The 25,233-nt window shown below is 63.2% G+C and carries 22 protein-coding genes; 10 read left to right on the forward strand and 12 right to left on the reverse strand.

Annotated features, from left to right (window positions below):
* Nucleotides 1-28: 28 nt before the first annotated feature.
* The 3 genes from ACXJ1Z_RS11805 to ACXJ1Z_RS11815 form a co-directional block, all read right to left on the reverse strand.
* Nucleotides 29-1,138, reverse strand: coding sequence for a type III polyketide synthase (locus ACXJ1Z_RS11805; protein ID WP_463776864.1), 1,110 nt, complete (start codon nucleotides 1,136-1,138; stop codon nucleotides 29-31).
* Between the two features lie 201 nt (nucleotides 1,139-1,339).
* Complete coding sequence (locus ACXJ1Z_RS11810; RefSeq protein ID WP_463776866.1) at nucleotides 1,340-1,516, reverse strand: hypothetical protein; 177 nt, start codon at nucleotides 1,514-1,516, stop codon at nucleotides 1,340-1,342.
* Nucleotides 1,517-1,538: 22 nt separating this feature from the next.
* Nucleotides 1,539-3,125 (reverse strand): isocitrate lyase, encoded by a 1,587-nt coding sequence (locus ACXJ1Z_RS11815; protein ID WP_463776867.1) that lies wholly within the window; start codon nucleotides 3,123-3,125, stop codon nucleotides 1,539-1,541.
* Nucleotides 3,126-3,264: 139 nt separating this feature from the next.
* Here ACXJ1Z_RS11815 and ACXJ1Z_RS11820 point away from each other — a divergent pair, with 139 nt between their 5' ends.
* The 5 genes from ACXJ1Z_RS11820 (at nucleotide 3,265) to ACXJ1Z_RS11840 (ending at nucleotide 9,996) form a co-directional block, all read left to right on the forward strand.
* The gene (locus ACXJ1Z_RS11820) at nucleotides 3,265-4,653 is read left to right on the forward strand and encodes a helix-turn-helix domain-containing protein (protein ID WP_463776869.1); all 1,389 of its coding nucleotides are present in this window, start codon (nucleotides 3,265-3,267) and stop codon (nucleotides 4,651-4,653) included.
* Nucleotides 4,654-4,802: 149 nt separating this feature from the next.
* Nucleotides 4,803-6,389: a class I adenylate-forming enzyme family protein gene (locus tag ACXJ1Z_RS11825; RefSeq protein WP_463776870.1), complete on the forward strand. Its 1,587-nt coding sequence runs from the start codon at nucleotides 4,803-4,805 to the stop codon at nucleotides 6,387-6,389.
* Nucleotides 6,390-6,473: 84 nt separating this feature from the next.
* Nucleotides 6,474-7,331, forward strand: coding sequence for an IclR family transcriptional regulator (locus ACXJ1Z_RS11830; RefSeq protein ID WP_463776872.1), 858 nt, complete (start codon nucleotides 6,474-6,476; stop codon nucleotides 7,329-7,331).
* 128 nt (nucleotides 7,332-7,459) lie between these two features.
* Nucleotides 7,460-8,509 carry a phosphotransferase family protein gene (locus tag ACXJ1Z_RS11835; RefSeq protein WP_463776873.1) on the forward strand — a complete coding sequence of 350 codons (1,050 nt, stop codon included), beginning with the start codon at nucleotides 7,460-7,462 and terminating at the stop codon, nucleotides 8,507-8,509.
* A gap of 83 nt (nucleotides 8,510-8,592) precedes the next feature.
* Nucleotides 8,593-9,996 (forward strand): M20/M25/M40 family metallo-hydrolase, encoded by a 1,404-nt coding sequence (locus ACXJ1Z_RS11840; protein ID WP_463776874.1) that lies wholly within the window; start codon nucleotides 8,593-8,595, stop codon nucleotides 9,994-9,996.
* Between the two features lie 48 nt (nucleotides 9,997-10,044).
* Here the strand turns inward: ACXJ1Z_RS11840 and ACXJ1Z_RS11845 are convergent, their stop codons facing one another.
* From ACXJ1Z_RS11845 to ACXJ1Z_RS11870, 6 genes are all read right to left on the reverse strand, one after another.
* Nucleotides 10,045-10,935, reverse strand: a complete 891-nt coding sequence (locus tag ACXJ1Z_RS11845; protein WP_463776875.1) for an NAD(P)H-hydrate dehydratase — start codon at nucleotides 10,933-10,935, stop codon at nucleotides 10,045-10,047.
* On the reverse strand, nucleotides 10,932-11,726 hold the full coding sequence (locus ACXJ1Z_RS11850; protein WP_463776876.1) for a histidine phosphatase family protein: 795 nt from the start codon (nucleotides 11,724-11,726) through the stop codon (nucleotides 10,932-10,934). The genes ACXJ1Z_RS11845 and ACXJ1Z_RS11850 overlap by 4 nt, the downstream gene beginning before the upstream one ends.
* 100 nt (nucleotides 11,727-11,826) lie before the next feature.
* Nucleotides 11,827-13,026 carry an amidohydrolase family protein gene (locus ACXJ1Z_RS11855; protein ID WP_463776877.1) on the reverse strand — a complete coding sequence of 400 codons (1,200 nt, stop codon included), beginning with the start codon at nucleotides 13,024-13,026 and terminating at the stop codon, nucleotides 11,827-11,829.
* Nucleotides 13,027-13,107: 81 nt separating this feature from the next.
* Complete coding sequence (locus tag ACXJ1Z_RS11860) at nucleotides 13,108-14,292, reverse strand: thiolase family protein (protein WP_463776878.1); 1,185 nt, start codon at nucleotides 14,290-14,292, stop codon at nucleotides 13,108-13,110.
* Entirely contained in the window at nucleotides 14,289-14,714 is a 426-nt protein-coding gene (locus ACXJ1Z_RS11865) for a Zn-ribbon domain-containing OB-fold protein (protein WP_463776880.1), read from the reverse strand. The genes ACXJ1Z_RS11860 and ACXJ1Z_RS11865 overlap by 4 nt, the downstream gene beginning before the upstream one ends.
* Nucleotides 14,714-15,931 carry a CaiB/BaiF CoA transferase family protein gene (locus tag ACXJ1Z_RS11870; RefSeq protein ID WP_463776881.1) on the reverse strand — a complete coding sequence of 406 codons (1,218 nt, stop codon included), beginning with the start codon at nucleotides 15,929-15,931 and terminating at the stop codon, nucleotides 14,714-14,716. Before ACXJ1Z_RS11870 ends, ACXJ1Z_RS11865 begins: the two co-directional genes overlap by 1 nt.
* 138 nt (nucleotides 15,932-16,069) lie before the next feature.
* Between ACXJ1Z_RS11870 and ACXJ1Z_RS11875 the strand changes: the two genes are divergently transcribed.
* Nucleotides 16,070-17,152 carry a phosphotransferase gene (locus ACXJ1Z_RS11875; RefSeq protein ID WP_463776882.1) on the forward strand — a complete coding sequence of 361 codons (1,083 nt, stop codon included), beginning with the start codon at nucleotides 16,070-16,072 and terminating at the stop codon, nucleotides 17,150-17,152.
* A gap of 112 nt (nucleotides 17,153-17,264) precedes the next feature.
* On the opposite strand, the gene ACXJ1Z_RS11880 is transcribed toward ACXJ1Z_RS11875, so the two are convergent.
* Nucleotides 17,265-19,838: a TonB-dependent receptor gene (locus tag ACXJ1Z_RS11880; RefSeq protein WP_463776884.1), complete on the reverse strand. Its 2,574-nt coding sequence runs from the start codon at nucleotides 19,836-19,838 to the stop codon at nucleotides 17,265-17,267.
* Between the two features lie 243 nt (nucleotides 19,839-20,081).
* A complete protein-coding gene (locus ACXJ1Z_RS11885; protein WP_463776885.1) occupies nucleotides 20,082-20,801 on the reverse strand; it encodes a dienelactone hydrolase family protein in 720 nt (239 codons plus the stop codon).
* Nucleotides 20,802-20,883: 82 nt separating this feature from the next.
* Between ACXJ1Z_RS11885 and ACXJ1Z_RS11890 the strand changes: the two genes are divergently transcribed.
* Nucleotides 20,884-21,624 carry an energy transducer TonB gene (locus ACXJ1Z_RS11890; RefSeq protein WP_463776886.1) on the forward strand — a complete coding sequence of 247 codons (741 nt, stop codon included), beginning with the start codon at nucleotides 20,884-20,886 and terminating at the stop codon, nucleotides 21,622-21,624.
* Between the two features lie 54 nt (nucleotides 21,625-21,678).
* Here the strand turns inward: ACXJ1Z_RS11890 and ACXJ1Z_RS11895 are convergent, their stop codons facing one another.
* On the reverse strand, nucleotides 21,679-23,451 hold the full coding sequence (locus ACXJ1Z_RS11895; RefSeq protein WP_463776887.1) for a fatty acyl-AMP ligase: 1,773 nt from the start codon (nucleotides 23,449-23,451) through the stop codon (nucleotides 21,679-21,681).
* A gap of 143 nt (nucleotides 23,452-23,594) precedes the next feature.
* Between ACXJ1Z_RS11895 and ACXJ1Z_RS11900 the strand changes: the two genes are divergently transcribed.
* The 3 genes from ACXJ1Z_RS11900 to ACXJ1Z_RS11910 all read left to right on the forward strand — a co-directional run bounded on the left by ACXJ1Z_RS11900 (nucleotide 23,595) and on the right by ACXJ1Z_RS11910 (nucleotide 25,160).
* On the forward strand, nucleotides 23,595-24,164 hold the full coding sequence (locus ACXJ1Z_RS11900) for a RecX family transcriptional regulator (protein ID WP_463776888.1): 570 nt from the start codon (nucleotides 23,595-23,597) through the stop codon (nucleotides 24,162-24,164).
* Between the two features lie 11 nt (nucleotides 24,165-24,175).
* Nucleotides 24,176-24,676: a DUF192 domain-containing protein gene (locus ACXJ1Z_RS11905; RefSeq protein ID WP_463776890.1), complete on the forward strand. Its 501-nt coding sequence runs from the start codon at nucleotides 24,176-24,178 to the stop codon at nucleotides 24,674-24,676.
* Nucleotides 24,677-24,758: 82 nt separating this feature from the next.
* On the forward strand, nucleotides 24,759-25,160 hold the full coding sequence (locus ACXJ1Z_RS11910; RefSeq protein WP_463776891.1) for an NADH:ubiquinone oxidoreductase subunit NDUFA12: 402 nt from the start codon (nucleotides 24,759-24,761) through the stop codon (nucleotides 25,158-25,160).
* The last annotated feature ends 73 nt before the right edge of the window (nucleotides 25,161-25,233 follow it).

The raw sequence follows: 25,233 nt of genomic DNA on the forward strand, positions 1-25,233 counted from the left end.
CGTGCGCGGCTGCGCAAGTCCGGCACGGTCACAGAAGATCGAAGCGGAAGGTCTCGGCGGCGAGGCCAGGACCGAAAGCCATGCCCAGGCCCGACCTTGGACCGTCCTGTGGGCGGCGCGCCGCCATCATCCGTGCAAGCACGAACATCAGCGTGGCCGACGACATATTGCCCTTTTCACGCAAGACCGTCCGCGATGGTTCTAGCGCGTCTTCCGGAAGTTCGAGTGCTCGCTCCACCGCATCAAGGATCGAGCGACCCCCGGCGTGGACCGCCCACAGATCGTAGTCCGCAGGCGATCGGCCGCGCAGGATGCCCGTGTCATCGTTGCGCTGGCGCTCGTGTTCGAGAGCCTCGGCGATCCGCAGCGGTACTTGTCCGTCAAGGTGCATCGCGAAACCCTGGTCGCCGATACGCCAGGTGATGAGATCATCGGAGCCCGGAATAGCAGCCGCGCGAAAGTCGGTGAGTGCGATCCCTTTGGGCTCGGACGTGATCAGCGCGGCGGAGGCACCGTCGCTGAACAGGAGCATCGCCAGCAATCGCTCCACCTCTTCGGTCTGCTGGAGGTGAAGCGTGCACAGTTCGACATTGACCACCAGCACTCGTGCCTCGGGCGTCGAGCGTACGATGTGATGGGCAAGCCGCAGTGCGTTGACGGCGGCGTAACAGCCCATAAAACCGACGAGGGTCCGTTCGGCGGATGGATCGATCCCGGTCTTGCGGATCAGGATCTGGTCCAGGCCGGGCGCGACGAACCCGGTGCAGCTCGCCACGACGACATGGGTGATGCCCTGGCCGGCGATATCACCGTCCAGCTGTTCGATCGCCTGCAAGGCCAGGCCTGGCGCCCAGCGCTCGTACCGCTCCATGCGTTCGGCCGTCGTGGGGAAAGCCCCACGTATGTAGAAGCGCTCGGTGTCGGTGGTCTGCCCGTCGTCCGTGATGGCCGGCTCGATGAACGAGTACCGCCGTTCGATCCCCGATCGTCTCGCCATGCGTTCGTAGATCGCCCGGTTGCGACGGTCGGGCAGCATGTGGTCGATCAGACCGCGAAACGCCTCGTGCACGTTGTTGGGCGGAACGGCGGTGCCAATGGCGTTGATGTGCGCGATAGTCGGGGCGGAATCTGTCTGCATTGTCAGTACTCTATACCGGCATCCATCAGCGCCATGCATGCCTATGCCTGAGAGTACAAACGTGCGCGGGGCCACTTTGCTGCCGACCTGACCCGCAGGGCGAAGAACGCAAAAGGGCCCGCCATGCTTTCGCACGGCGGGCCGCGGTTTTCCTCCCCAGGAAACTCTCTCTCGCCATCGGACCGCCCGATGGCGAGATGCCTAGCGGCGAATGGCGCTGCCGAGGCGGTGATGCAGGTTGGCATACTTGGACGAGATCGGATCGTCCTCATGCGCCTTGATGTAGAAGACGACGGCTTCCTGCAGCAGCTTGAAGTCTTCGTTCGAAAGCACGGCGCGAGCGCGGGTGGGTTCTGCCGTGGTGGTGGTATCGGTCATCACAGATCTCCTTCGAGCGTTCTCAGGCAGCGAACTGGTTCATGGTGTTGTGGGCGCCGCCGGCCTTGAGGGCGGCTTCACCGGCGAAATACTCCTTGTGATCGTCGCCGACGTCGGAGCCGGCCATGTTCTGGTGGCGCACGCAAGCGATGCCCTGACGGATCTCCTCGCGCTGGACGCCCTTGACGTAGCCGAGCATGCCCGCCTCGCCGAAGTATTCCTTGGCCAGGTTGTCGGTCGACAGCGCGGCGGTGTGGTACGTTGGCAGGGTTATCAGGTGGTGGAAGATCCCCGCTTCGCGCGCCGCGTCCTTCTGGAAGGTGCGGATGCGTTCATCGGCCTCGATGCCAAGTTCGGTGCCGTCGTAATCCACACTCATCAAGCGGGCGCGGTCGTAGCCCGAGACATCATTGCCGGCCTGCTGCCACGCGTCGAACACCTGCTGGCGGAAGTTGAGTGTCCAGTTGAAGCTGGGTGAGTTGTTGTAGACCAGCTTGGCATTGGGGATCACCTCGCGGATGCGGCTGACCATGCCGCCGATCTGGGCGATGTGCGGCTTCTCGGTCTCGATCCACAGCAGGTCGGCGCCCTTCTCCAGCGCCTCGATGCAATCGAGGACGCAGCGGTCCTCGCCGGTGCCCGAGCGGAACTGGTAGAGGTTGGAGGGCAGGCGCTTGGGCTTCATCAGCTTGCCGTCGCGGCTGATCAGAACCTCGCCATGGCCGACGGTGCTGACTTCCTCGCAATCGAGGAAGCTGTTGTACTGGTCGCCGATATCGCCGGCTTCGCGGGTGAAGGCGATCTGCTTGGTCAGGCCGGCGCCCAGCGAGTCGGTGCGGGCGACGATCAGGCCGTCATCGACGCCCATCTCCATGAACGCGTAACGTATGGCGCGGATCTTGGCGATGAAGTCCTCATGCGGCACGGTGACCTTGCCGTCCTGGTGGCCACACTGCTTTTCGTCCGAAACCTGGTTCTCGATCTGCAGGCAGCAGGCGCCGGCCTCGATGAACTTCTTGGCGAGCAGGTAGGTCGCTTCGGCGTTCCCGAAGCCGGCATCGATGTCGGCGATGATCGGAACGACATGCGTCTCGTAGTTGTCGATCGCGTGTTCGATGCGCTTGGCTTCCATCTCGTCGCCAGCTTCGTGCGCTTTGTCGAGATCGCGGAAAAGGCCGCCCAGTTCGCGGGCGTCGGCCTGCTTCAGGAAGGTGTAAAGCTCTTGGACCAGGGCCGGAACGCTGGTCTTTTCATGCATCGACTGGTCCGGCAGCGGGCCGAACTCGCTGCGCAGCGCCGCGACCATCCAGCCGGACAGATAGAGGTAACGGCCCTTCGTGGTGCCAAAGTGCTTCTTGATGCTGATGATCTTCTGCTGACCGATGAAGCCATGCCAGCAACCCAGCGACTGGGTGTAGTTCGCAGGGTCTGCGTCATAGGCGGCCATGTCTTGGCGCATGATCTTGGCGGTGTACTTGGCGATGTCGAGGCCGGTGTGGAACCGGTTCTGCAAGCGCATACGCGCGACGGACTGCGCCTCGATGCCGTTCCAGTTGGGTTCGGCGGTGATGGCGTCATCGGCTTTGGCGATGGTCTGCTGATAGGTCACGATACGTCCTCGGATTGCTCAATTTCGTTAGCCCTTGGATATGCCGTGGTTCGACGGCCCGGAACCCTACCTGGTGTCAGTCTGTCAAACCTTACAGATGAAGCTTGTAAAGTTGTGTAGGCGTGACAAAGCTGGTTGTATGGCTGAGAATCGCTCTCTCTATCTGGGACCACGCCTTCGCAGGCTGCGACGTGAACTGGGTTTGACCCAGTCGGTGATGGCCGAGGACCTTGGCATTTCCGCATCGTATGTCGCGTTGCTGGAGCGCAACCAACGGCCGATCACGGCGGACATGCTGGTGCGTCTGGCACGCACCTACCGGCTCGACGTCACGGATCTGGCCAGCGAAGACGGGGAGAGCTACGCCCGGCGAATCGCCGACGTCCTGCGCGATCCGATCTTTTCCGATATCGATATGCCGCCGCTGGAGGTTTCGGATCTGGCAACCAGCTTTCCCGGAGTTTCCGAAGCACTCCTGCGGTTGCATGGCGCCTATATCCGCGAGCAGCAGGCCTTGGCGGCCCGCCGGTCCGGGTCGGGGGATGGGGATGAGAACGACCCTGTCGCCGAAGCCCAGCGTTTTATCGCCAATCGCCGCAACTACGTCGATCTGCTCGACCGGCGGGCCGAAGATCTGGCCGCCGAGATCGAGGCCGATGGCGGCGCGGTGCGTTTTCTGGCCAAGAAAGGCGTGCGCGTGCGGTTTCTGCCGCCCGATGTCCTGGCCGACGCGCTGCGACGGTTCGATCGCCACAACCAGCAACTTCTGATCGCGGATACGCTGGCACCGGCGACGCGAACCTTCCAGATCGCGCTGCACATCGCCTACGCCTCGCTGCGAACGGAAATAGCCCAGACATTGCGTGAAGAGGAATTTTCCAGCACCACTGCGCAACTGCTCGTCCGGCGCGGCCTGGCCGGCTATGCCGCCGCCGCGATCGTCATGCCGTATGATCGGTTCGCGCGCACGGTGGAGGCGCGAAAGTACGATATCGAAGCGATCGCCGGGATGTTCGGCGCAAGCTTCGAGCAAGTCGCTCACCGGCTGGCCACGCTGCAGCGACCGGGGCAGGAGGGGGTGCCTTTCTTTCTCGTTCGGGTCGATGAAGCCGGCAATATTTCCAAGCGTCTCGACGGAGCGGGTTTCCCCTTCGCCGCTCATGGTGGTGGCTGCCCTCTGTGGAGCGTACACAGCACGTTCCGCTCGCCCGGGGCGGTGCTGACGCAGAGGCTAGAATTGCCCGATGGCCAGCGCTTCTTCTCGATTGCCCGGACCGTGACGAGCGGCGGGGGTGGCCACCGCAGACCGCGGATCCTGCGCGCGATCGCGCTGGCTTGTGCGGCCTCCGAAGCACCGCGGCTGGTTTATGCGCAGGACGACGAAAGCGCTAACACTCCGATCGGGGTAACGTGCCGGCTATGCCAACGTGTCGAATGCGAAGCGCGTTCGGCCCCGCCGATCGGCCGCGACATCCTTACGGATGAATATCGCCGGCCACCACAACCCTTCGCGTTTACAGAAAGCTGATGTAAATTCGATATCGCGACTTTTAATTTGCGTGGGTGAACTGCCAAACCTACAAACCGGGCGGGTGTGATTGACGTCCGGGTGGGTCATGCTGCCGTCAGTGAATTGCGAGACTGACAGGCGATAAGAATAATGGAGAGGATGCCGTCTTGAGCCAAGAGCCTGTTGCCCGCAATCTTCCGCATGAAGCGGCGACGTTCCCGCAGCTGATCCGCTCGGCAGCCGCGGCTTATGGCGAACTGCCGGCGGTGGTCCTGCGCGATGCCTCGATCCCCGACGAGAGCGCGACTTTCACCGAGCTGGACGATCAGTCCGCGATGCTCGCGCGCGGCCTGCTGGCGATGGGCGCGGGCAAGGCAAGTCGCATCGGCTTCATCTGCGGCAACGGCCCGCGCTTCGCGCTCTGGTTTGCCGCTGCCGCGCGGATCGGCGCGATCGCGGTGCCGATCAGCACGATGATCCGCGCCAACGAACTTGTGCGCGTTCTGCGCCAGTCGGACGTGCAATTTCTCTATCTGCAGCGCGAGCAGCTTGGGAAGGACTATGTCGAGCGGTTGTGCGATGCATTGGGAGAACTGCGCGAGGGTGCGACCGCCGACCTGCGCATTGCCCGCGTGCCTTATTTGCGCACGATCATCTCCCACGGCGCCGATTTGCCGCCGACGATCCGCGATGTCGGCGAAGTTATCGCGGCCGCCGCCGGGGTCAGCGACGAATTGCTGCGCGAGGTGGAAAGCGAAGTCCATCCGACGGACCAGATCGTCGAAATCTACACTTCGGGTTCGATGGCTTTGCCAAAAGGGGTCAAGCACACCCATGCCGCCGTCCTGTTCCGCAGCCACTGGCTGGTCGGGATGCTGGGCGCGACAAAGGGGAAACAGGCCCGCGCCATGTTGCCGATGTTCTGGGTGGGCGGGCTGATGATGACGCTGCTGCCCAACTGGGAGGCCGGGGCGACGACCATCTGTGCCGACAAGACACTCAACGACAGTCGCATGGCGATGGGCTCGGTGTTGTCGGACGAAGATCTGGCGCGGCTTTCCGGAGCGCCCAAGCCGTGGTGGGGCCTCGGAATGAGCGAGACGCTCGGCCCTTATTCATGGGCCGACGACTTTCGCGCGCCGGGTTATCCGGTATGTGCGCCACTGGACCACATCGCCCCTGGCTACGAAGTGCGGATCGCCGACGAACATGATCGTCCTGTTGCCGACGGTGAGGTCGGCGAAATGCAGTTGCGCGGGCTTGCCGTCGCCACCGGTCTGCACAAGCTGCGCCGTGACGATTACTACACCGCCGACGGATATTACCGGACCGGAGACATGTGCCTGGTCGAGATGCGAACGCAGGGCAGGCGACTGCACTTCGTCGGCCGCAGCGGGGACATGATAAAGACCGCGGGTTCGAACGTTTCCCCCGCCGAGGTCGAGATGGAGATGCAGGCGCTCGACGGGGTCCACAATGCCTACGTCGTCGGTCTGCCCGACCCCGAACGTGGCCAGCTCCTGGCGGCGGCGGTCGTCGCGCGCGACGGCGCGGATCTGGATTTTGCCGCGATTGAGGGCAAGCTCCGCGAGCAACTGTCCAGTTACAAGGTGCCGCGCGTGTATCTGTCGCTGACACGCGAAGAAGTGCCACTGCTCGCCTCGAACAAGGTGGCGCGGCGTGAAATCGCCGCATTGCTGGCGGAACGGCTGGGGCGTAGCTCAGAGGTGGCGCCAGCAGCGATCCGCGATTGAGGCTGGCGCCCGTCGATCACAAGCCGCGGGATTGACGCGCGAGACGCAACGACTTACCCGCAATTCGAAATAGCGAAAGTCTTTATGTCGCGCTCTTCTCCCGGCGTGCGCCGCGTCGCGTCGATCCTGAACTTCATCGCCGATCACCCGGGAAAGGCGTTTGCTCTGACCGACCTCGTGCGCGCGCTCAAGCTGAGCCGGGCGACCTGTCATGCCTTGCTGACGGGGCTGGTCGATGTCGGATATCTCTATCGCACAGGCGAAAAGACTTACGTTCTGGGACCGGCTCTGGTGAACATCGGGCGCATCGCTGCCGAGCATTTCTCTCCGCTCCAGGTCGCCCAGCCCGAGATGCGCGCCATCGCCGACGAATTCGACGTGGTGTGCGGCGCATACTTCCTCGAAGGCGACATGATGCATCTGCGCGAGCGATCGACGTCGGCCAGCCATGTCGGCTATCCCGTACCGCTCGGTTCGCGCATGCCGTTGACGACGGTGCAGGCGAGTGTCTTCTTCGCCAAGGCTCCCAAGGAGAGCGAAGCCTGGCTCGAACGCAATTTTCCTGACATCGACAAGGAACGCAGCGAGGCGATGACCATCGCGATGGAACACGTGCGCGAGCATGGATACCTCGCGCTGGTGCGGCGTCCCGGAGCGACCTGGAAGGCAGGCGATATCGCCCCGGAGTCGCGCACTGCGCGCGATGACCCCCCAGTGCGGCCATTGCTGATGGTGGACAAGGATGAGCGTTATCCCCTGGCCGCGATCATGGCGCCCATCTATGACGCGGGTGGTCGCACGATGATCCTGCTGCTTATGGCGGGTTTCCACGACGCGCAGACCGGCTCGCAGCTGGTGGTTGCCGGCGAGCGCTTGCAGGCCGCGTGCGCACGCGTGTCCGATTTCCTGACCGGCCGTGTCGAGCCCGCTGACGAGGATTGAGGCCTATGGCGTTTAGCCAAGGCCCGGCAACGCTTGACCGGGCTATCGCATCCACTTAACTGTTATCCATATCCGAACAATAATTCGCTTATGTGAATTGATAGGTTGTCGGCATAAGGGAGAGCAGTATGTCCGATGTCATCGTCGCGCCCGAGGTTCGTGATCTCGACATCCTTGCGCGCCAGTTGTCGCGCTGGATGGGTCAGCGTCTGGATGGTGCGTCCGATATCACGATCGCCAACCTGGCGTATCCTCGCGGAGCGGGGCAGTCGCACGAGACGATCCTGTTCGATGCGCGCTATCGCCAGGCGGGTCGGGATCACGAACTCGGCTGTGTGGTGCGGATCCGCCCCGAGGCGTTCACCGTTTTTCCGGACAACCTGTTCGAAGAGCAGTACCTTATCATGAAGGCGCTGCATGAAGATGGCCGCGTCCGTGTCGCCGAGCCATTCTGGCTAGAGCGCGACCCGACCATTCTGGGCAAGCCGTTCTTCGTCATGAGGAAGGTCGATGGCCGGGTACCGGTCAGCATCCCGCCGTATTCGCGTAGCGGTTGGATGACCGAGGCGACGGTCGCGCAGCGGCGGACCTTGTGGCACAACGCCGTGACGCAACTTGCCCTGATCCAGACAATTGCGGACGATCGGTTCTCTTTCCTCGAGGGACCCGAGGGTGCCCGGCGGGGATTGCTCCAGGAGTGGGACAAGTACACCCGCTTCGTCGACTGGCTGGAAGAGACGGCGCCCCAACCGATTCTGCGCGCGGCGATGGATCGTCTCAAGGGATTATGGCCCGAGCATCAGCCCAGCGGCCTGGTCTGGGGCGACGCGCGCATCGGCAACATGATGTTCGATGAGAACTGCGACGTGGTCGCGGTCATGGACTGGGAGCAGCCATCGTTGGGCGGCGCGCTTCACGATCTCGCCTGGTTCTGTGTCATCGCGGAAACCATGCATGGCCCCCGCTCGACATACGGCGCTCCGCTAGAGGGCATGGGCAGCCATGACGAAACGGTGGCGCTGTGGGAGGAAGTCAGTGGCAAATCGGCCAAGGGACTGGAATGGTACGAGGCGTTCGCCGAATTCAAGATGACGTGCACCGGGGTTCGGCTCGGTCACTTGCGCGGCACGCAGATGATGGATGACGAGACGATGCGGCGGCGGCTCAAGGTCGCCTGATGCGGGTACGAGTCTAAGCGCGAGGTTGCGGGAGCGGCGGATCAGGCTGTAGCGTTTGCGCTTGGATACCGAGGGAATTATACGTGAACGCACGCGCTTCGATGATCGCACTGGTCTGCACCGCCGCGCTGGGGCTGTTACCGGTCCAGACAAGCGCAGCGGCGAACGATCCTGCGCAAAAGCAGGCGCTCGACCTGGCGCAAAAGGCCATCGCCTTGCGTTCGGTCGCGGGGCCCGGCAACAAGACCGCAGAGGTGGACGCCCTCTTCCGCGATGCGCTTGTCGCGGGCGGCTGGAGCACGGCCGACGTCGAGATCACGCCCGTCGATGATACCGCCTACCTCGTCGCAACCTGGCGTGGGAGCGATGCGAGCCTAAAGCCGCTGGTGTTCTCGGGCCATCTCGACGTCGTGGAGGCCGATCCCAAGGACTGGGAGCGCGATCCGTTCAAGCCTGTCATGGAAAATGGCTATCTGTTCGGGCGCGGATCGATCGACATGAAGACCAGCGCGGCCCTGACCGTATCGTCGCTGATTGCGCTGCGAAGGCAGGGCTACCAACCTCGGCGCACAATCGTCGTCGCCTTTTCGGGCGATGAGGAAACGACGATGAAAACCAGCAAGATTCTGGCCGACAAGCTGTCGGGCGCGGAACTGGTCGTCAACATCGATGGCGGCGGCGGCACGCTTGACGAGAAGACCGGCAAGCCGACCTTCTGGGGCTGGGACGGGGCCGAAAAGACCTACATCGATTATCAGCTCACCATCACCGACCCCGGCGGACACAGCTCCGCGCCGCGCCCGGTGAACGCGATCGTGGAACTGTCCAGGGCGTTGGAGAAGATCGGGGCCTACCATTTCAAGACCGAGCTCAATCCGATCACCAAGGCGTTTTTCGAAGGCGCTGCCCGGTTCAAGGAGCCGGCGATGGCTGCGGCGATGCGGGCTTTCGCGGCCAACCCGAACGATCAGGCCGCCGCCGCGACATTGCGGGCCGATCCTTCGCAGGTCGGCAAGATCAGCACGACCTGCGTGCCGACGATGGTGCAGGGCGGCCATGCCCAGAATGCGCTGCCGCAGAAGGCCACCGCCAACATCAATTGCCGCGTTTTTCCCGGACATTCGCGCAAGGAAATCGGCGCGGAGCTGGAGCGTGTGATCGGCAACCCGAACGTGAAGGTCGAGGATATCACCGGCGAGCAATCGACCGTTTCGCCGGCATCCCCCTTGCGACCCGACTTCGTAGCGGCGGTGACCAAGGCGATGGGCAAGGCTTATCCGGGGGTCGCGATCTTCCCCGTCCAGGCGTCAGGTGCCTCCGACAGCATGTGGTTTCGTGCCAAGGGCGTCGATAGTTACGGAGCCAGCCCCGTCTTCGTGAAGGATTCGGACGAGTTCGCGCATGGCTTGAACGAGCGTATCCCGCTAAGCAACATCGCGCCGGGCATCACGTATTATCTCGCGCTTATTCCCGATCTGAGCAAATGAGCCGCACGAGCTGCTGAGTCTGATACGCGCGACGGCTCCCGACCAAGGTCAGCGCGGCGTAGTCCCGACACGCTGGTCACCGCCGTAGAGCAACCCTGGCAGTAACGGCGGCAACTCGCGCGCAAGAAAGCCCAGCGGCGCGACTTGCTTGGCAAGTGCTCGACCCGCCTGGCCATGCGCCCACACGCCCCAGCCGGCTGCGGTCGGTCCGTCGGCGCCACGCGCCAGCAGGCCGCCGATGACGCCTGCCAACACATCGCCCGAACCGCCCGTCCCTAGTCCGGGGCCGCCACCGGGATACTCGATCACCTCCGCTCCGGGCGAAGCGATCCAGGTTTTCGGGCCCTTCAATACCACGGTGGCGCCGAACCGCTCGGCGGCGGCGGCGGCCATGCTCTTTTCGACGGTATCGGCCTCGCACCGCATCAGCGTCGCCATTTCGCCGAAGTGCGGCGTGAAGACCAGCGGCCCACGCCATGCGCGTAGTGCGTCGGCAAGGTCGCCACTCGCGCAAAGCACGGCCGCGTCGACCAACAACGCGATGTCGCCATTGTCCTTGTCGAGCACCGCCTCAAGCAGGGCGGGGCCATCGGCATCGCGTCCTGTCCCCGGTCCGAGAACGAGCGCATCGCACCGATCGACCAAAGCCGCGAGTTCGTGGGGGGCGGGGCCGAGTTCGCCCTTGTCGCCCGTCTGTAAGCCGAACACGGCAGCTTCGGGCATGAGCACACCGATCGCAGTGGCAATGGCGAGCGGCGCTGCGAGTTGTACCTTGCCCGCCCCTGCACGCAGGCCTGCTTCCGCCGTCAGCAGCAAGGCGCCGGGTACGTTCAACGCGCCCCCGGCGATCAGCAGGCGGCCGCGTCGGTTCTTGTCTGTATCCTGCTCGATCTGCGGCAGCGGGTGGTCCGTCAGCCAGGCATCGTCCAGCGGCGTCATCCGCGGGCGCCGACCATGGCATCGGGTTCGCTGGTAACCTGTGTCGACGGGTCTTCAGCTACCGGTGCGGTCACGTTGTAGCGCACAAGCCTGAGGCCGCCATGGTCACCTTGCCGAGGATCGAAGACATATTCCGTCACCGAGCAATTCGCCACGTCGCCTTCGGCATCGATGGCGAGGATCTGTTCCTCGTTCAGATTTTCGATGATGTAGCGTAGGCATAGCACGACCACCTGATGCGCGACGATCATGACCGCGCGCCCGTGATAGTGCAGCGATACCGTGTCGAGCAGCGAACGCAGGCGGAAGATCACATCGCACCAGCTCTCGCCACCGGGCGGACGGTGATAGAACTTGCCCAGCAGGCGGCGAAACTCGGCTTGCTGCGGTTCTTCCGCGCGAACTCCTGCGGTGGTCAGGCCATCGAGGATGCCGAACTCTTTCTCGCGCAGACGCTCATCGCCGCAGATCGGCTCGTCGTACGGGGCACCGCCAGCTTCGCGGAACAGCCGGGCAGTGTCGCGCGCTCGGACATAAGGACTGCACAAGATCACCTCGGGGCGATCATGCGCCTCTCCCGACGCGAACCAGTGCCCAAGCGCTTCGGCCTGTCGCTCTCCCAGTTCGGACAGCGGCACGTCGACATCGCGGATATCCAGAGCGATACGGTGCACCCCCTGAGCATGGGCAGCATCGCGTGCAACGTTGCCGGCACTCTGACCATGACGGACCACCCATAACCGAGCCGGCCAGCGACTGTTGCGGGCAGAGTTCGTGAGATCTTGATTCATAAGAAGGAAATGCGGCGGATCGGCGCATGTTCCGAGCCGGGCCAGCGCATTGGCCCGGTTCCGCGTGCGGCGATGGGGCAGCTTGGCCCCATAACTCGTGTCAGGAAATACCCAACAACTTGCGCGCGTTGTTGTTGATGATGTCCTTGATGGCGGGCTCCGGCACGCCGGCGAAATCACGAAGGATGATATCGTGCGAGTTGGGGAATGTGGTTTCCGAATGCGGGTAGTCGGATGACCACATGATGTTCTTGCCGCCCGGCAAGTCGCGGCTCAGAATGCCGGTGCGATCCTGGATGAACGATCCGAAGACGTTGTTCTCCATGTAGTGGACCGGCGCGTTTTTCAGCTCGCTCTGGGTCCAGAAGCGTTGCTTCTCCCAGGTACGGGTGATGTACTCCGTGTACCAGGCGAACCAGCCGACGCCGCTTTCCATGCTGCCGATCTTGAGGTCGGGAAAGCGGTCGAAGATGCAGTTGAAGATGAAGATGCCGAGTGGCTCGGCCATGGCGAGCTTGCTCATCGGCATGTCCGCCAGGAAATGCTGCTTTTCGCCAAAGCGCGGCACGCGAGCGCCGAGGTGGAAGGTGATGATGACGCCTTCGTCGACCACGGTCTGCCACAGCTTGTCGAATTCGGGCTGGAAGTATTGCAGCGAGCTTTTGGGGTCGCCGGTCAGCGCGGAGACCTGGCCGGACTTCATCGCCGCGATACCGGAGCTGGTGTTCCATGCATCCGGGTTCTGCGGGAACGCCGGCAGGTTGATCGCCTTGAAACCCTTGCGGGCCAGCCGCCGCACATGGGTGCACGTCTCGTCGATATCGCGCATGGGCACATAGCCGACCGGAAATAACCGATCGGGCGCGGCCGCCGCGAAGTCCAGAACCCAGTTCTGATAGGCTTCGTAACTGGCGATGTAGAGTTCGTTGTCGGAAGTGCCGAGCGGTCCGCCGCCGAACAGCAGGGCGGCATCCATGCCATCGGCATCCATGTCGGCGAGGCGCTGCGCTGGCTCCCAGACCTTGCGTTGATCGGCAAGGCGGCCCTGCATCTTGAAGTTGCGCCCCTCCCGTCCGGCCTGGTTGTTGATCATCATGAACGGGCGTTTGTTGCCTTCAAAGCAGATGAAATCGCCTTCGGGCCCGTGTTCGATGGTGGGCGCGCGATCTCTCAGATGCGCGGGCAGGTAGTCCTTCCACATGTCATGCGGGGGATCGATGTGCGCGTCCGCATCGAAAATCGGTCCGAGCGTCCAGGCCGGCTTGGTGGCACCACCCAGTGCCGGATCAGCTTCACCCATCTCCAGTCTCCCAACATCCATATTCTAAATAGCGAATGCATTATCGCATTTACGAACTATCCGGTCAAGGCGAGAGCGCGATCAATCGCGGCGCAGGATCATCGCGCCGTAGCCATACCCACCGTTGGAGACGATGCAGGTCCGCGCATCCTGGACCTGCCGACCCGCGGCGCGTCCCCACAATTGCACTGTCGCTTCGTGGATGTGGCCGTAACCGTGGAAGCGTCCGCCTGAGAGTTGCCCGCCGCCTGTATTGAGCGGAAGCTCGCCATCGCGGGCGATACGGCTGCCACCCTCGACGAAGCCGGCAGCCTCCCCGCGCGGAACGAGGCCGAGCGCTTCCATCCACATCCACACATGGATCGAGAAGCCGTCGTAGATTTGCGCACAATCCATGTCGGCGGGTCTGAGATCGGTGCGCGACCATAGCATCTCGCCGGCGCGGGCCGCGGCCGGCATGCTGGTAAAATCGCCTTCGTGCTTGCCCACCCACAGGCCGCCGACGGCCATGCCGATCGATTCGAAGCGCAACGGCGCGTTCTTCAGATCCCTGGCAGCGTCGAGATGCGAGATGACGATCGCGGTCGAGCCATCGATGTGCGAGTCGCAGTCGTACAGACGCAGGGGCGAGGAGATCACCCGAGAGGCGAGGTAATCGTCCAAGCTGAGCGGCTTGCGATAGATCGCGTTCGGATTGTGCGCGGCGTTGGCGCGGCTGTTCACCGCGATGGCGCCCAGTTGCTTCTCGTTCGCACCATATTTGGCGAAATAGGCCTGCGCGTAGAGTGCAAAGGTATTTATCGGCGAGAGCGCGTTGTACGGCACGGTCCAGGCGTTGTTGCCTTCGACGCGGTTGTGATGACCCGACATCAGGGTCGAGGATCGCGAGGCCATGCGTGCCTGTGCCTGCGCTACCGAGCGGAACACCACGACATGTCGTGCAAAGCCGCAAGCGATCGCGTTGATCGCGTTGAAGATCGGCGCCATGTGGCTGAACCCTTCGGCGGACGCCAGGATCCACTTGGGCTCGATGCCCAGCACCGCCGCCGCTTCCGATGGACTGACTGGCGCTATGCCGCCGCCCTCCGAGGATTTGCCCGGATAGGTCGCGATCCCGTCGATGTCGCTCGGTCTCAGCCCGGCGTCCGCGATCGCCTCCAGGCATGCATCGGCGGTGAGTTGCAGTGCGGTGCGCGAAGAGGGTCGTCCGACGGCAGACTGTCCGGCGCCGGTGATGGCGCACGACTTTTCAGGATAGAGCGTCATGCAGCGGTTTCCGAAATGCGAAACATCGGCAGCCAGACATCGTCGTGCCGCTCGAATGCGGCGAAGACCGGCATGCCGATGCGGACCGTTTCGATCGGGGCGCGGATGTTGGAAAAGACGTAGAGTTCAGCCTGTTCCTCGAGTTCTATGACCGCGAAGACGAAGGGAACCTCCAACCCCGGCAACCAGCGTTCATGGTTGATCGTGTAGCTGGCAATCCGGCCGTTGCCGCTGACCGGTCGAGGCGCCACGTCCTCGCTGCCGCAGGCGGCGCAGCGGGGCAGGGGGGGGTGCTGCCACGCCCCGCACGGGGTGCAGCGCTGGATCAGCAGGCGACCGGTCTCGCCTCCGGTCCAGAAGAAGGCGCTGCCCGGTTCCAGCAGAGGCAGCTTGCGCGGTGGCGGGCCGGCATGGTCGTTCATCAAAGGACGGTGCCTTGTACTTTGAGGTCGATGATCGCGTCCTCGTCGTATCCCAGGCTCGCCAGGATCGCATCGCTATCGGCGCCCAGGTCCGGCGAGCGGGTGGAGGACAGCGGCTCACGGTCGAACAGCATCGGCACACTGACCATCGGAATGGTCGAGCCGTCGCCATAGTCCACGTCCTTGAGATAACCGTTCGCCTGGACCTGCACATCCTGCTTCATCTCGCCGACATTTTGCACCACGTCCCATTGCCCATCCTGCCGGGCAAGGATCGCGCGCCATTCGGCCAGCGTCCTGGAGGCGAACATCGCCGCGACCTCGGCGTAGCAGGCGTCGAGATTTTCGCGTCGGCTTCTGGCATCGGCGAACCGTGGATCGTCGCGCAGGTCCGGCCGTTCGGCGGCAGCCATCAGCGGCGCCCAGTACTTGTCCGCCTGCAGCATGCAGAGCGCCACGAAGCGACCATCCGACGTGCGGTAGTTGCTGACCAGCACGTTGTTGGGCCTGCGGGCGCTGGGTCGCGGAAACTTGTCGACGCCGTCTGCGGTGGCCTGGCAGATATAGCGCTGCATCGACCACATGGCCGTACCCAGCAGCGATACGTCGACTTCCGAAGCTTCGCCGGTCAACGCACGTTTGGCGATCGCAGCGCAGATGCCGCCGGCCAGCATCGATCCTGACAGGGTATCTCCAAATGCCGGCCCCGGCGGTCCCACCGGATGCTCGGAACCGTCTTCGGTCATGGACGAGGAGATCCCGCCGCGAGCCCAGAACGTGATCGCATCATAGCCGCCCTTTTCCATCTCTGGACCTTGCGGGCCCACCCCGCTGCCGCTGGCGTAGATGATGTTCGGAAAGCGAGGACGCAGCGCATCGGCGTCAATCTCCATCGATCGACGTGCACGCGGCAAAAGGTTGGTAAGAAAAACGTCGGCGTCCGCCAGTAGCTGGTCGAGTACCGCGCGACCTGCCTGCTGTTTGAGATCGAGGGTGATCGACCGCTTGCCGCGATTATAGCTTTCCCAGGAATAATCGATGTTGCGACCACTTCCCGAAGCCATGTTGCCGATCTGCAGACCGCGCAACGGGTCGCCGGTCGGTGGCTCGATCTTGATGACGTCGGCTCCCATGTCGGCGAGCATGCCGCCACATGCGGGTACGAACGCCCACATCGCGACTTCGACGACCTTGATGCCTTCCAGTGGTTTTCCCATGCCTCGTCCCATTTTTTCCAACCGACGGGCCCACCTTGTTCGATGACGCTTCCCCGGCCATACAAATTCTATATTGTGAAGCATGAAACGAAATAGCGAATAGCGTCAAGCGGTCTGACGCTGACACGGAGAGGGACGATGATGATGCCGCAGCCCCCGGAACGCGCGATACCGGCACAGCCAGCGATCGCAGTCCCCAAGACTTTGGCCGAGGCGCTCGACCCTCAATGGTTGAGCGCGGCGCTGGCGCAAATCTCGGGTGGCGCGTCCATTACATCGGTCGAGCAGGTCGAGGTGATCCGCACCGTCGCGACCAAGGTGCGCTTCGCGGTGACGTTTGCCGGTTCCGGTGATCGGCACGCCTTTTGTCTGAAGGGCTTGCTGGATGTCGATGCTGCAACTGCGCGGGGTGGCTCCACGTGCGTGCTGGAGGACGATTTCTATTGCCGGATCGCGCCATCGATACCCGACCTGCGTGTGCCGACCTGCGTATCGGCGGTCGTCGATCGCGAGGCCATGCAAGCGGTAACGCTGATGCGCGACGTGATCGTCGATGGCGGTCGCTTCTGCACTGCGCTCGAACCGTTCAGCGCCGATGATGCGCTGCTGAGTTTGGCGGAGCTGTCGAAGCTGCATGCGAGCAGTCACTTGCTGGACGGAGCCGAGTGGATCCGTCCCCGCGCGGCGGAACTGGCGCAGATGACTTACGTGACTCCGGATATGCTGCAGGAATTGCTCGACGGCCCGCGTGGCGACAATCTCAGCTCCGACGTGCGCAGTGCCACGCGATTGGGCGCGGCGATGAAGGCGCTGGCGGCACGAGATGGTGCGCGACCCCAGTTCCTCATTCACGGCGATGCGCATGCCGGCAACATATTTCGCACCGACGAAGGAGCCGGCCTTATCGACTGGCAACTGCTGCAGCGCGGCGGATGGGCGCTCGACGTCGCCTATCACCTCAATGCTGTGCTGCCGCCCGCAGTCGCCGAGGTGGAAGAGCGGCGGCTCTTACGCGAATACCTTAGCCTGATGCGTGGCCGCGGCATGCAAATGCCGTCCGACGAGGACGCTTGGGCGCAATATCGCGAGGCGCCGATCTACGGCTTTTATCTGTGGAGCATTACCCGCCGGGTGGATCCGCCGATCATCGTGCAATTTACCGATCGCCTGGGCAAGGCGGTGATGCGGCATCAGAGCCACAAACTGCTTGGCGTCAGCTAGGCGAAGCGGCGCTTTCAGCAAAAGGAAAGCCACGCTCCGGATGGAGCGTGGCCTCAGGTCGGCTCGGTAGCCGGTGGGTCGGGCCGTGGATCGAGCCACGGCCCTTTATCGCTCAAGTCCCGAAGTTGTACCGTACGCGCACGCCGTACATTCTGGGCTGTCCATACGCGAAGTCGAGGATGCCCGACGATTCGAAGCCACCGCCCGAAGTCACGCGATACTTCTTGTTGGTGATGTTGGTTGCAAATCCGACGACGTCGAGACCGCTGCCGCCAATATTGTTCCAGGTAGCGTTCAGGTTGAGCAGGCTGAACGACGGAATACCCGTGTTGCCATCGACAAGCTGTTTGGCGGTATACGTGTAGATCGCGCCTACGCTTACCTTGCCGATGTTCTCGTCGACCGGGATCATGATGTCGCCGGACAGGGTCAGGCGATGCTTCGGCGTGTAGGTGAGCGGACCACCAACGTTGCCGCGTGGGATGATCGCCGAGAACGGGCTATCCACCGATAGCGTCGGCACGGTGATCTCTTTCAGCTTCGTGTCCAGGTACGTGTAGGAACCACCCAGGCGCAGAACGTCGAACGCGGTGACGCCGGTATCGACCTCGACGCCCTTCAACACGGACTTGCCGGCGTTGATCAGCGCCGCACCACCCGTCAGACCACTATCCGGCTTGGCGATCAAAGCACCGAAGATCTGTTGGTTGGAGAAGTCGTTATAAAAGGCAGCGACGTTGAAGTAGCCTGGGACGCTGCCGCGGAACGTGAACTTGCCGCCGATTTCATAGGCGTCGAGCTTCTCGGGCGCGACGGTTTCGATACCGGGATTGGTGAAGTTCACCGCGCCTTGGCGATAGCCGCGCGCGTACTTGGCGTAGATGAGCATGTCCGGCGACGGCTTGAAGTCGAAATCGATCAGCCAGGTCGGCTTGTTCGACTTGTTGGTGATGGTCGTTCCACAAGCCGCCGTGTTGCCGCCATTGGTGAGCAGGTTCACGGTGTTGGCGGGTGTCGCGTTGCGGGCGCCGGGTGCGGGGTGGTTAAGATTGTCGTTGCAGCCGCGCGCGAAGGTGCGGGTGCTGCCCCCCAGTGCGGCGGGAAGGGTCGCGAAGGTGAAGCGGTTGCTTTCGGAATACCCGACGATCTTGTCGAAAGTCCAACGTCCGCCGGCAGTCACCGAGAACTTATCGGAGAACTTGTAGGTGCCCTGACCGAATATGCCATGATTGTCGAAATCGAACTTCGTACGTGATTCAGAAAGGAGGCCGGCTGACAGCACGTAGGCAGGAGAGCCGGGGAACAGTCCGTTGGCGGGGATCGGTACGAGGGGAATACCACCCGTGCAGCCCGCGACGCCCAGGCCGGGATCGCTGCAATTGCCATAGATGCCGGTGCGTTGCTGGTTGAAGCCGATCGGACGGCTGAACTCAAGATAACCGCCGACGACGAAGTTGAACTTGCCGTCCGCCGATCGCCCCTGAAGCTGCAGCTCCTCCGTCGTCGTCGATCCGGCGGCCGCGTCATAACCGGGTTGCGTGCCGAGCTGGATGTAATCGAACGGGCGACCGACCGCAGGCCCACCAGTTGCGGCCAACGCTCTGGTGACAGCCGTATTGGGAATGAAGAAGTTGTCGCTGTAAAGCTGGAAGGCCGACTTCTCGCGGTACTCACCATAGCTCACGATGTTCTTGACGGTCAGAGCATCGCTGGCCTGCCAGGTAGTCGTGTTGATGACCTGCCAGATATCCAGCTTGATACCCGGGTTAGGATTGCTGACGTCGACATCGAGCGGACCATCGCCCCGCGCGGCCTGGCGATCGATCTGGTCGCAGGCGGCGAGCGAGGTGTAGTAACGCGGCAGGTTTGCGGTGCTTGGATTGCGATCGCATCCTTCGTAGTGCGTCGCATAGCCGTTGGTGTTCGAGTGGCTGTAGGTAGCGAGCGTATAGTTCTCGATATCGGGAGTCAGGTTGGCGACGACGCTCAGGCGGTAATAGGAGTAATCGACATCGTTGTAGCGGTCGGGACCGACACCCGAACGATTGCGCATGTACCCATCACGCTTGTTGCGCTCCACTGCCAATCGGACCTTGAACGTTTCGGCCAACGGCACGTTGATTGCGGCCTGGACCCGCTTTTGATCGTAATTCCCATAGGTGCCTTCCACGTAGCCCTCGAGTGAATCGCTGGGCTTGGTCGGCACCAGCAGCACCGCGCCGCCGGTCGTGTTGCGGCCGAACAGCGTGCCTTGTGGGCCTTTGAGCACTTGCACGTTCTGCAGATCGGTAAACGATCCTGCGCCGACCGAGTTACCACCGGCGGTGCCGCCTTGCGCGCGAACGCCCACCACATCGGCGAAGTACACACCGACGGTCGGCGCCGCAGCGGCATCCTGGTTGAAACCGCGAATGGCGAACGTCGCCTTTTCAGGGCCGTAACGCGTGTTGACCGCCAGTGACGGAGTGTAGATCGCAAGATCGGATGCGACCGCTACGTTCTGCTTTTGCAGCTGCTCTTGGTTGAACACCGTGATGGAAATGGGAACGTCCTGAAGACGTTCTTCCGTTCGACGGGCCGTGACGACGATGTCCCCGGCATCCTGAGCCATGGCTGGCATGCTCACGATAAGTGTGGTGACGGCTGCGCCGGCGCCAAGTACAGCTTTCCAATCCTTGCTTGTCACGCGATCATCCTCCCCGTTTGTCGAACTTCGCAGCCCCACGCGCGGGGGTTGCTGCCGACTATGATGTTCTTGATTGATGCAGCTTCGCCGATAGCCGCGATGTGCGCGGACTTGTTCATCCTCCCCTGACCCGAGCCGCTTGAGCGAGCTTCTTGGTAATTCAAGACTTAGATCAAGAGCCAATTCTTCACAATAGCGAACTTCGCGTCAAGAATGAGAATATGCGATGACCGATCCCGAGGATTATCGCAGGACGAGATCGAGCATGGCCAAGGTACCTGCCCATGCGACGCGATGGGCCACCGCATTGTACGCGATGCCAGGGCGAATGCCGTCGTTTCCCGGGTCGGTGAAGGAATGCAGGGCCTGAGCGAATAAGGTCGTCTGATAGTCGATCTGCGCTTGGTCGAACTCTGCGCACAAGCCGGCGAGATCTTCGACCGGCGCATAAGGATCGCGTCCGCCGGTCCAGACCGCGACGTGGCCGTCGAAGCATTTGTGGCTCGCAGGCGCATGCGTTTTCAGAAGTCCATGAAAGCTGGTCACGCTGCGCAAGGTAGCCGAGCCGCGAACAAGCTCGAGCACGCATTTGCCGCCGAAGCAGTAGCCGATCGCCGACATCCGGCTTGCATCGACATCTTCCCGGGCGGCGACGGCATCCACCCACGCCAGAGCGCGGGCTCGCAACCGATCGGGCGCACGCAGCAATGCCTCGAAGTGAACGCCGCAAGCCTCCGGCGTGCTGATGTCCGCATCGCCGCCGTACATATCGACGCCGATCGTCAGATAACCCAGACCTGCAAGCTCTCGTACCGCTGCAGTGAAAGCCGGCGTCGGTCCGGTGCCGCCCGGGAACATCAGCACCGCCGGACGCCGGCCAGGCCCAGTCGGCGACACCGCCCAGCCGCGCAGCATCACGTCGTCATGTGCGATTTCGAACACCGCTTCGGGCGTCTGCGTCATCGTCCGTCTCCCCTTTCGGCAATGTGTTCCAATTGCCCCGGGCCTGTCAAAGCCATTGGCGCCTAACTATCTCAATGGTGAGATGTCAGCCGATCTGCACACCCCGCGCCGCGCTCGCGTCAGCATCGCCTTGGGTGTGGTCCTGCTGCACGCGGTGGCGTTTACGGTGTTGATACGCGCCTTCGCACCAGATTTCGGGCAAACGATCATAAATCCCGCCATCAGGGCTTTCGATGTGGTGATCGATAGGACGCCTCCTGTGCGCCCGCCCGTCCGCCCGCCAGAACCGACTTCCGCGCCGCTGGCCGAAGCCCCGTCGGGTCTGGCCGGACGAAGGGCGACGCGGCGCGCGATCGCCGCGCCGCAAGTGCATATTGCCTTGGCGCCCCTGCGTGCGCCTCCTGTCGTCGGGAACGGGAGTGAAAACGACGCGGGCGCGCAGGAACAGGGCCCCGGCGTGGGTGCAGGCGCATCAGATTCCGGTAATGGAGCTGGATCGGTGGGTATGGGTGGCGGCGCTGGCGGCGGTGCGACCAAACCGATCAAGATCGCCGGCGATATCGTCTCGGCCAGGGACTATCCCGCGAAATCACGGACGTTGCGGATCGGCAGTGCGGTCACGATCGCATTGACCGTGAACGTCGAGGGGCGCGTCAGCGATTGTCGCATCGTCGGACCCAGTCGTGATCCTGAGGCGGATGCGATCACCTGCCGGCTGGCAACCACGCGCTTCCGCTTCAAACCAGCACATGATGCGACGGGCAGGCCGGTCGCATCCACATTCGGCTGGCGACAACGCTGGTTTGCACCAACCGCGCCCTGACGCGTTGACGCAACCGATCGGGAGGGTTGGCGTGCCCCGCCGATCCTGTCGCTATCAGGCCGCCATTTCGAACGGAGCGATCTCGCCCGACAGATAGAGCTTCTTGGCTCGCGCACGGCTGAGCTTGCCGGAACTGGTGCGGGGCAAACTTTTGGGCGGAACGAGTTCGATCACGCAATTCATCCCGGTGATCGCACGCACCTTGTCGCGGATCTGATCGCGCAGTTCGATCCGCTTGACCGGGTCGGACACGCGGCAATGCACCAACACCGCCGGGGTCTCCTCGCCGTTTTCCATCTCGATCGAGAAGGCGGCGATGTCGCCGTGATTAAAGCCGGGCAACTGCTCCACCGCCCACTCGATATCCTGTGGCCAGTGGTTCTTGCCGTTGATGATGATCATGTCCTTCGCACGCCCGACGATGAACAGATATCCCTTCGCCATGTAACCCATGTCGCCGGTATCCAGCCAGCCATCGACCAGGCAGGCGGCGGTCGCCTCGGGATCGCGGAAGTAGGAGTGCATGACGCTGGTCCCGCGGCACCACACCTTGCCGATCTGATGATCGCCCAGCGGGGTATCGCTTTCGCCGCGGATCACGACTTCCATGTCCTTGACGGCTTTGCCGCAATTGACGATCGCGCGGTATCGCGCAGGGCGGGAAAGATCGCGCGGACTGCCAGACAGGCGTTCTTCCTCCACCAGCTCGACGCGGATTCCTTCACCCGGCGGCATGACGGTGACCGCCAGCGTCGCTTCGGCAAGGCCATAGCTCGGCAGGAACACGCTGGCCTTGAAGCCGGCATCGGCAAATGCGTTGACGAAGCTTTGCATAACGTCGGGCCGGATCATGTCGGCGCCGTTACCTGCGATCCGCCAGCGCGAAAGGTCGAAGCGATCGGAGACGGAGCTCTGGCTCGAGATGCGACGCGCACAGATATCGTAGCCGAACGTCGGCGAGAACGAGACGGACGTACCCGGGTTGCGGGTTATCAGATCGAGCCAGGCGAGCGGGCGGCGGGCGAAATCCTCGGTTCGAAGATAGTCGCCGGAAATCTGGTTGGCGATCAGCGACAAGAAGCAGCCGACCAGGCCCATGTCGTGGTACCAAGGCAACCACGAGATGCAGCGATCGCTGTCCTGGACGTTCATGGAATGGCTATGGCTGGCAAGGTTGGACAGCAGCGAGCGGTGGGTCACCGCGACACCGTGCGGGAAACGCGTCGATCCCGACGAGTACTGCAAGTAGCAGATATCGTCAGGCTGAAGTTCGGGCAGCTCGCAAGCTGCCGCATCGCCGATCGCGCTGGCGGCAAAGTCACTCCAGGAGGCGTGTGCACAACCCTGCCGATTGGCAGCGGCCGCGGTCAGTTCGGCGATTTCGTCCGGGCCGACCAGCATCGTGGGATCCGAGCTCGCGAGCTGGACCGAAAGCTGCTCGATATAGTTGTCGCGCCCACCGAAGCTGGTGGGCAGCGGCAGGGGAACCGGCCAGACACCGGCATAGACCGCACCGCAAAAAAGCGCCGCGAACTGAGGGCCGGTCTCGGCGATCAACGCCAGCCTGTCGCCGGGTACGAGGCCCCGGGCGATGAGCGCGCGCGCGACCACCAGCGCTTCCTCGCGCAGTTCGGCAAAAGGATAGGCGCGGGTGAGAGTGCCGCGCGGATCGTGGAAGTTGAGGCCACGCACGCCTTGGGCGGCATAGTCGAGCGCGTCGCCAAACGTCGCGAAGTCCGCCAGGCGGCGGGGCAGGCTGTCCTCTCGCGGCGTCGGGGCCGGCGGGCCATTTTCAGGCTGCGGCACCAGTCTGACGGTGGCGTTCATCTCACAAGACCTTGTGCTGTTGCTATTTCATCATTCGAGTTTCGCGGCCCTTATGCGGGAATTGGCTATTGCGAAACCTGTCTCACTCCCGTGTCACGGCAGCTCTCCTCATTCTGCCGCGACTGTGGCACGATTAGGGCACAATGGCGTACCGAGATCACAAACCGTTGCCGCTTGGTAACACCAAGCTGGAAGAACTGGCGCTTGCGTATGTCGCGCGCTTCGCCACCACCCGTGCAAAGTTGGAGGCATACCTCGTGCGCAAGCTGCGCGAGCGGGGCTGGGAAGGCGAGCAGCCACCCGATCCCGCAGGCCTGGCGGTGCGGTTTGCCGATGCCGGCTATGTCGACGATGCCGTTTATGCGCGCGCGAAGTCGGAGAGCCTGCTGCGTCGGGGCTACGGCGGCCGGCGGGTGGGCGAGGCCCTGCGAGCCGCGGGCGTGGACGAAGCCGTCCGTCACGATGTCGCCCCGGGTGCCGACGCCTCGCGGCGTGCGGCCTTCGCCATGGCCCGGCGTCGCCGGTTTGGTCCATGGGCGGACCCTCTGCCGGACCGACCACTGCGCGACAAGCAGATCGCCGCGATGCTGCGTGCAGGACACACGCTCGACAATGCGCGCCGAATCGTGGAAGCGATCGATCTCGCCACGGTCGAGGAATGGGTCGAATCGGCAGACCCTCACAGTTTTTTCGGAGACGACAATTGCGATTGATACCAACGGTATTGGCTGTCGCCCTGGCGCTGGGAGCGTGTTCCTCGGGCGCGCTGGATGGCGGATCAGGCGCTGCCTCGGCCAAGAGCATGCAGCCATCGGTGCACCCGGTCTCGGGCTTGCCGGTGATCGATCTGACGGTCGCTACCAAGACCGGAAAGCATGGATTCCACGTCGAGGTAGCGAGAACCGAGGCAGAGCAGGCGCGCGGCCTGATGTTCCGAACCGCGATGGGCAGCGACGAGGGCATGCTGTTCCCCGAGGAAACGCCGCGCCAGCCCTCGTTCTGGATGAAGAACACGGTGATCCCGCTGGACATCATCTACATCGGCACCAACGGCCGGGTGCTCAACATCGTCAATGCGCTGCCTTACGATCTGACGCCGCTTCCTGCCGAGGGGCTCGCGATAGGCGTGCTCGAACTGAATGGCGGCCGCGCCGCGCAGCTTGGCATCAAACCAGGCGACAAGGTGAGTTGGAAGCTGCCCGCGCCCCGCAATGCCTCATCGTGATCGAGATCATCCCCGCGCCAAGTGCCGGTGGGCCAGCAATGGCCTTGGCACGACCCGCGAAGGAGGCTAACGCGCGAAGGTCATGAGCATCCTATCGAAAATCTTCACCTGGTGGGACGGTGCCACCCTCGGCACGATGCTGTGGAGTTCGCGCTTCGGCGACAAGGTCGGCACCGACGCGCAAGGCAACACGTACTTCCGCTCGCCCAAGCTGAAAACCACGCAAGGTTATGAGCGGCGCTGGGTGATGTACGCGGGTGCGAACGACGCGAGCAACGTGCCTGCCGAATGGCACGGCTGGCTGCATCACAGCTACGATGCCATTCCCGAAAGTCATCTTGCGCCCGCACGGATCTGGGAAGTCGATTACACGCCCAATGCGACCGGCACGCTCGAGGCCTATCGCCCGCAAGGTGCTTTGGAGCGCGGCGGCAAGCGGGCTCGTGCCACGGGCGATTACGAAGCCTGGTCACCGGACGCCTGAGGCGCCGCTGATGTCGCGGCTGAACAAGGCGGCGGTCGGCTTCGCCGCGCTGGTGGCGCCTCTAGCGTTGCTG

Source organism: Novosphingobium sp. TK46, assembly GCF_055361525.1.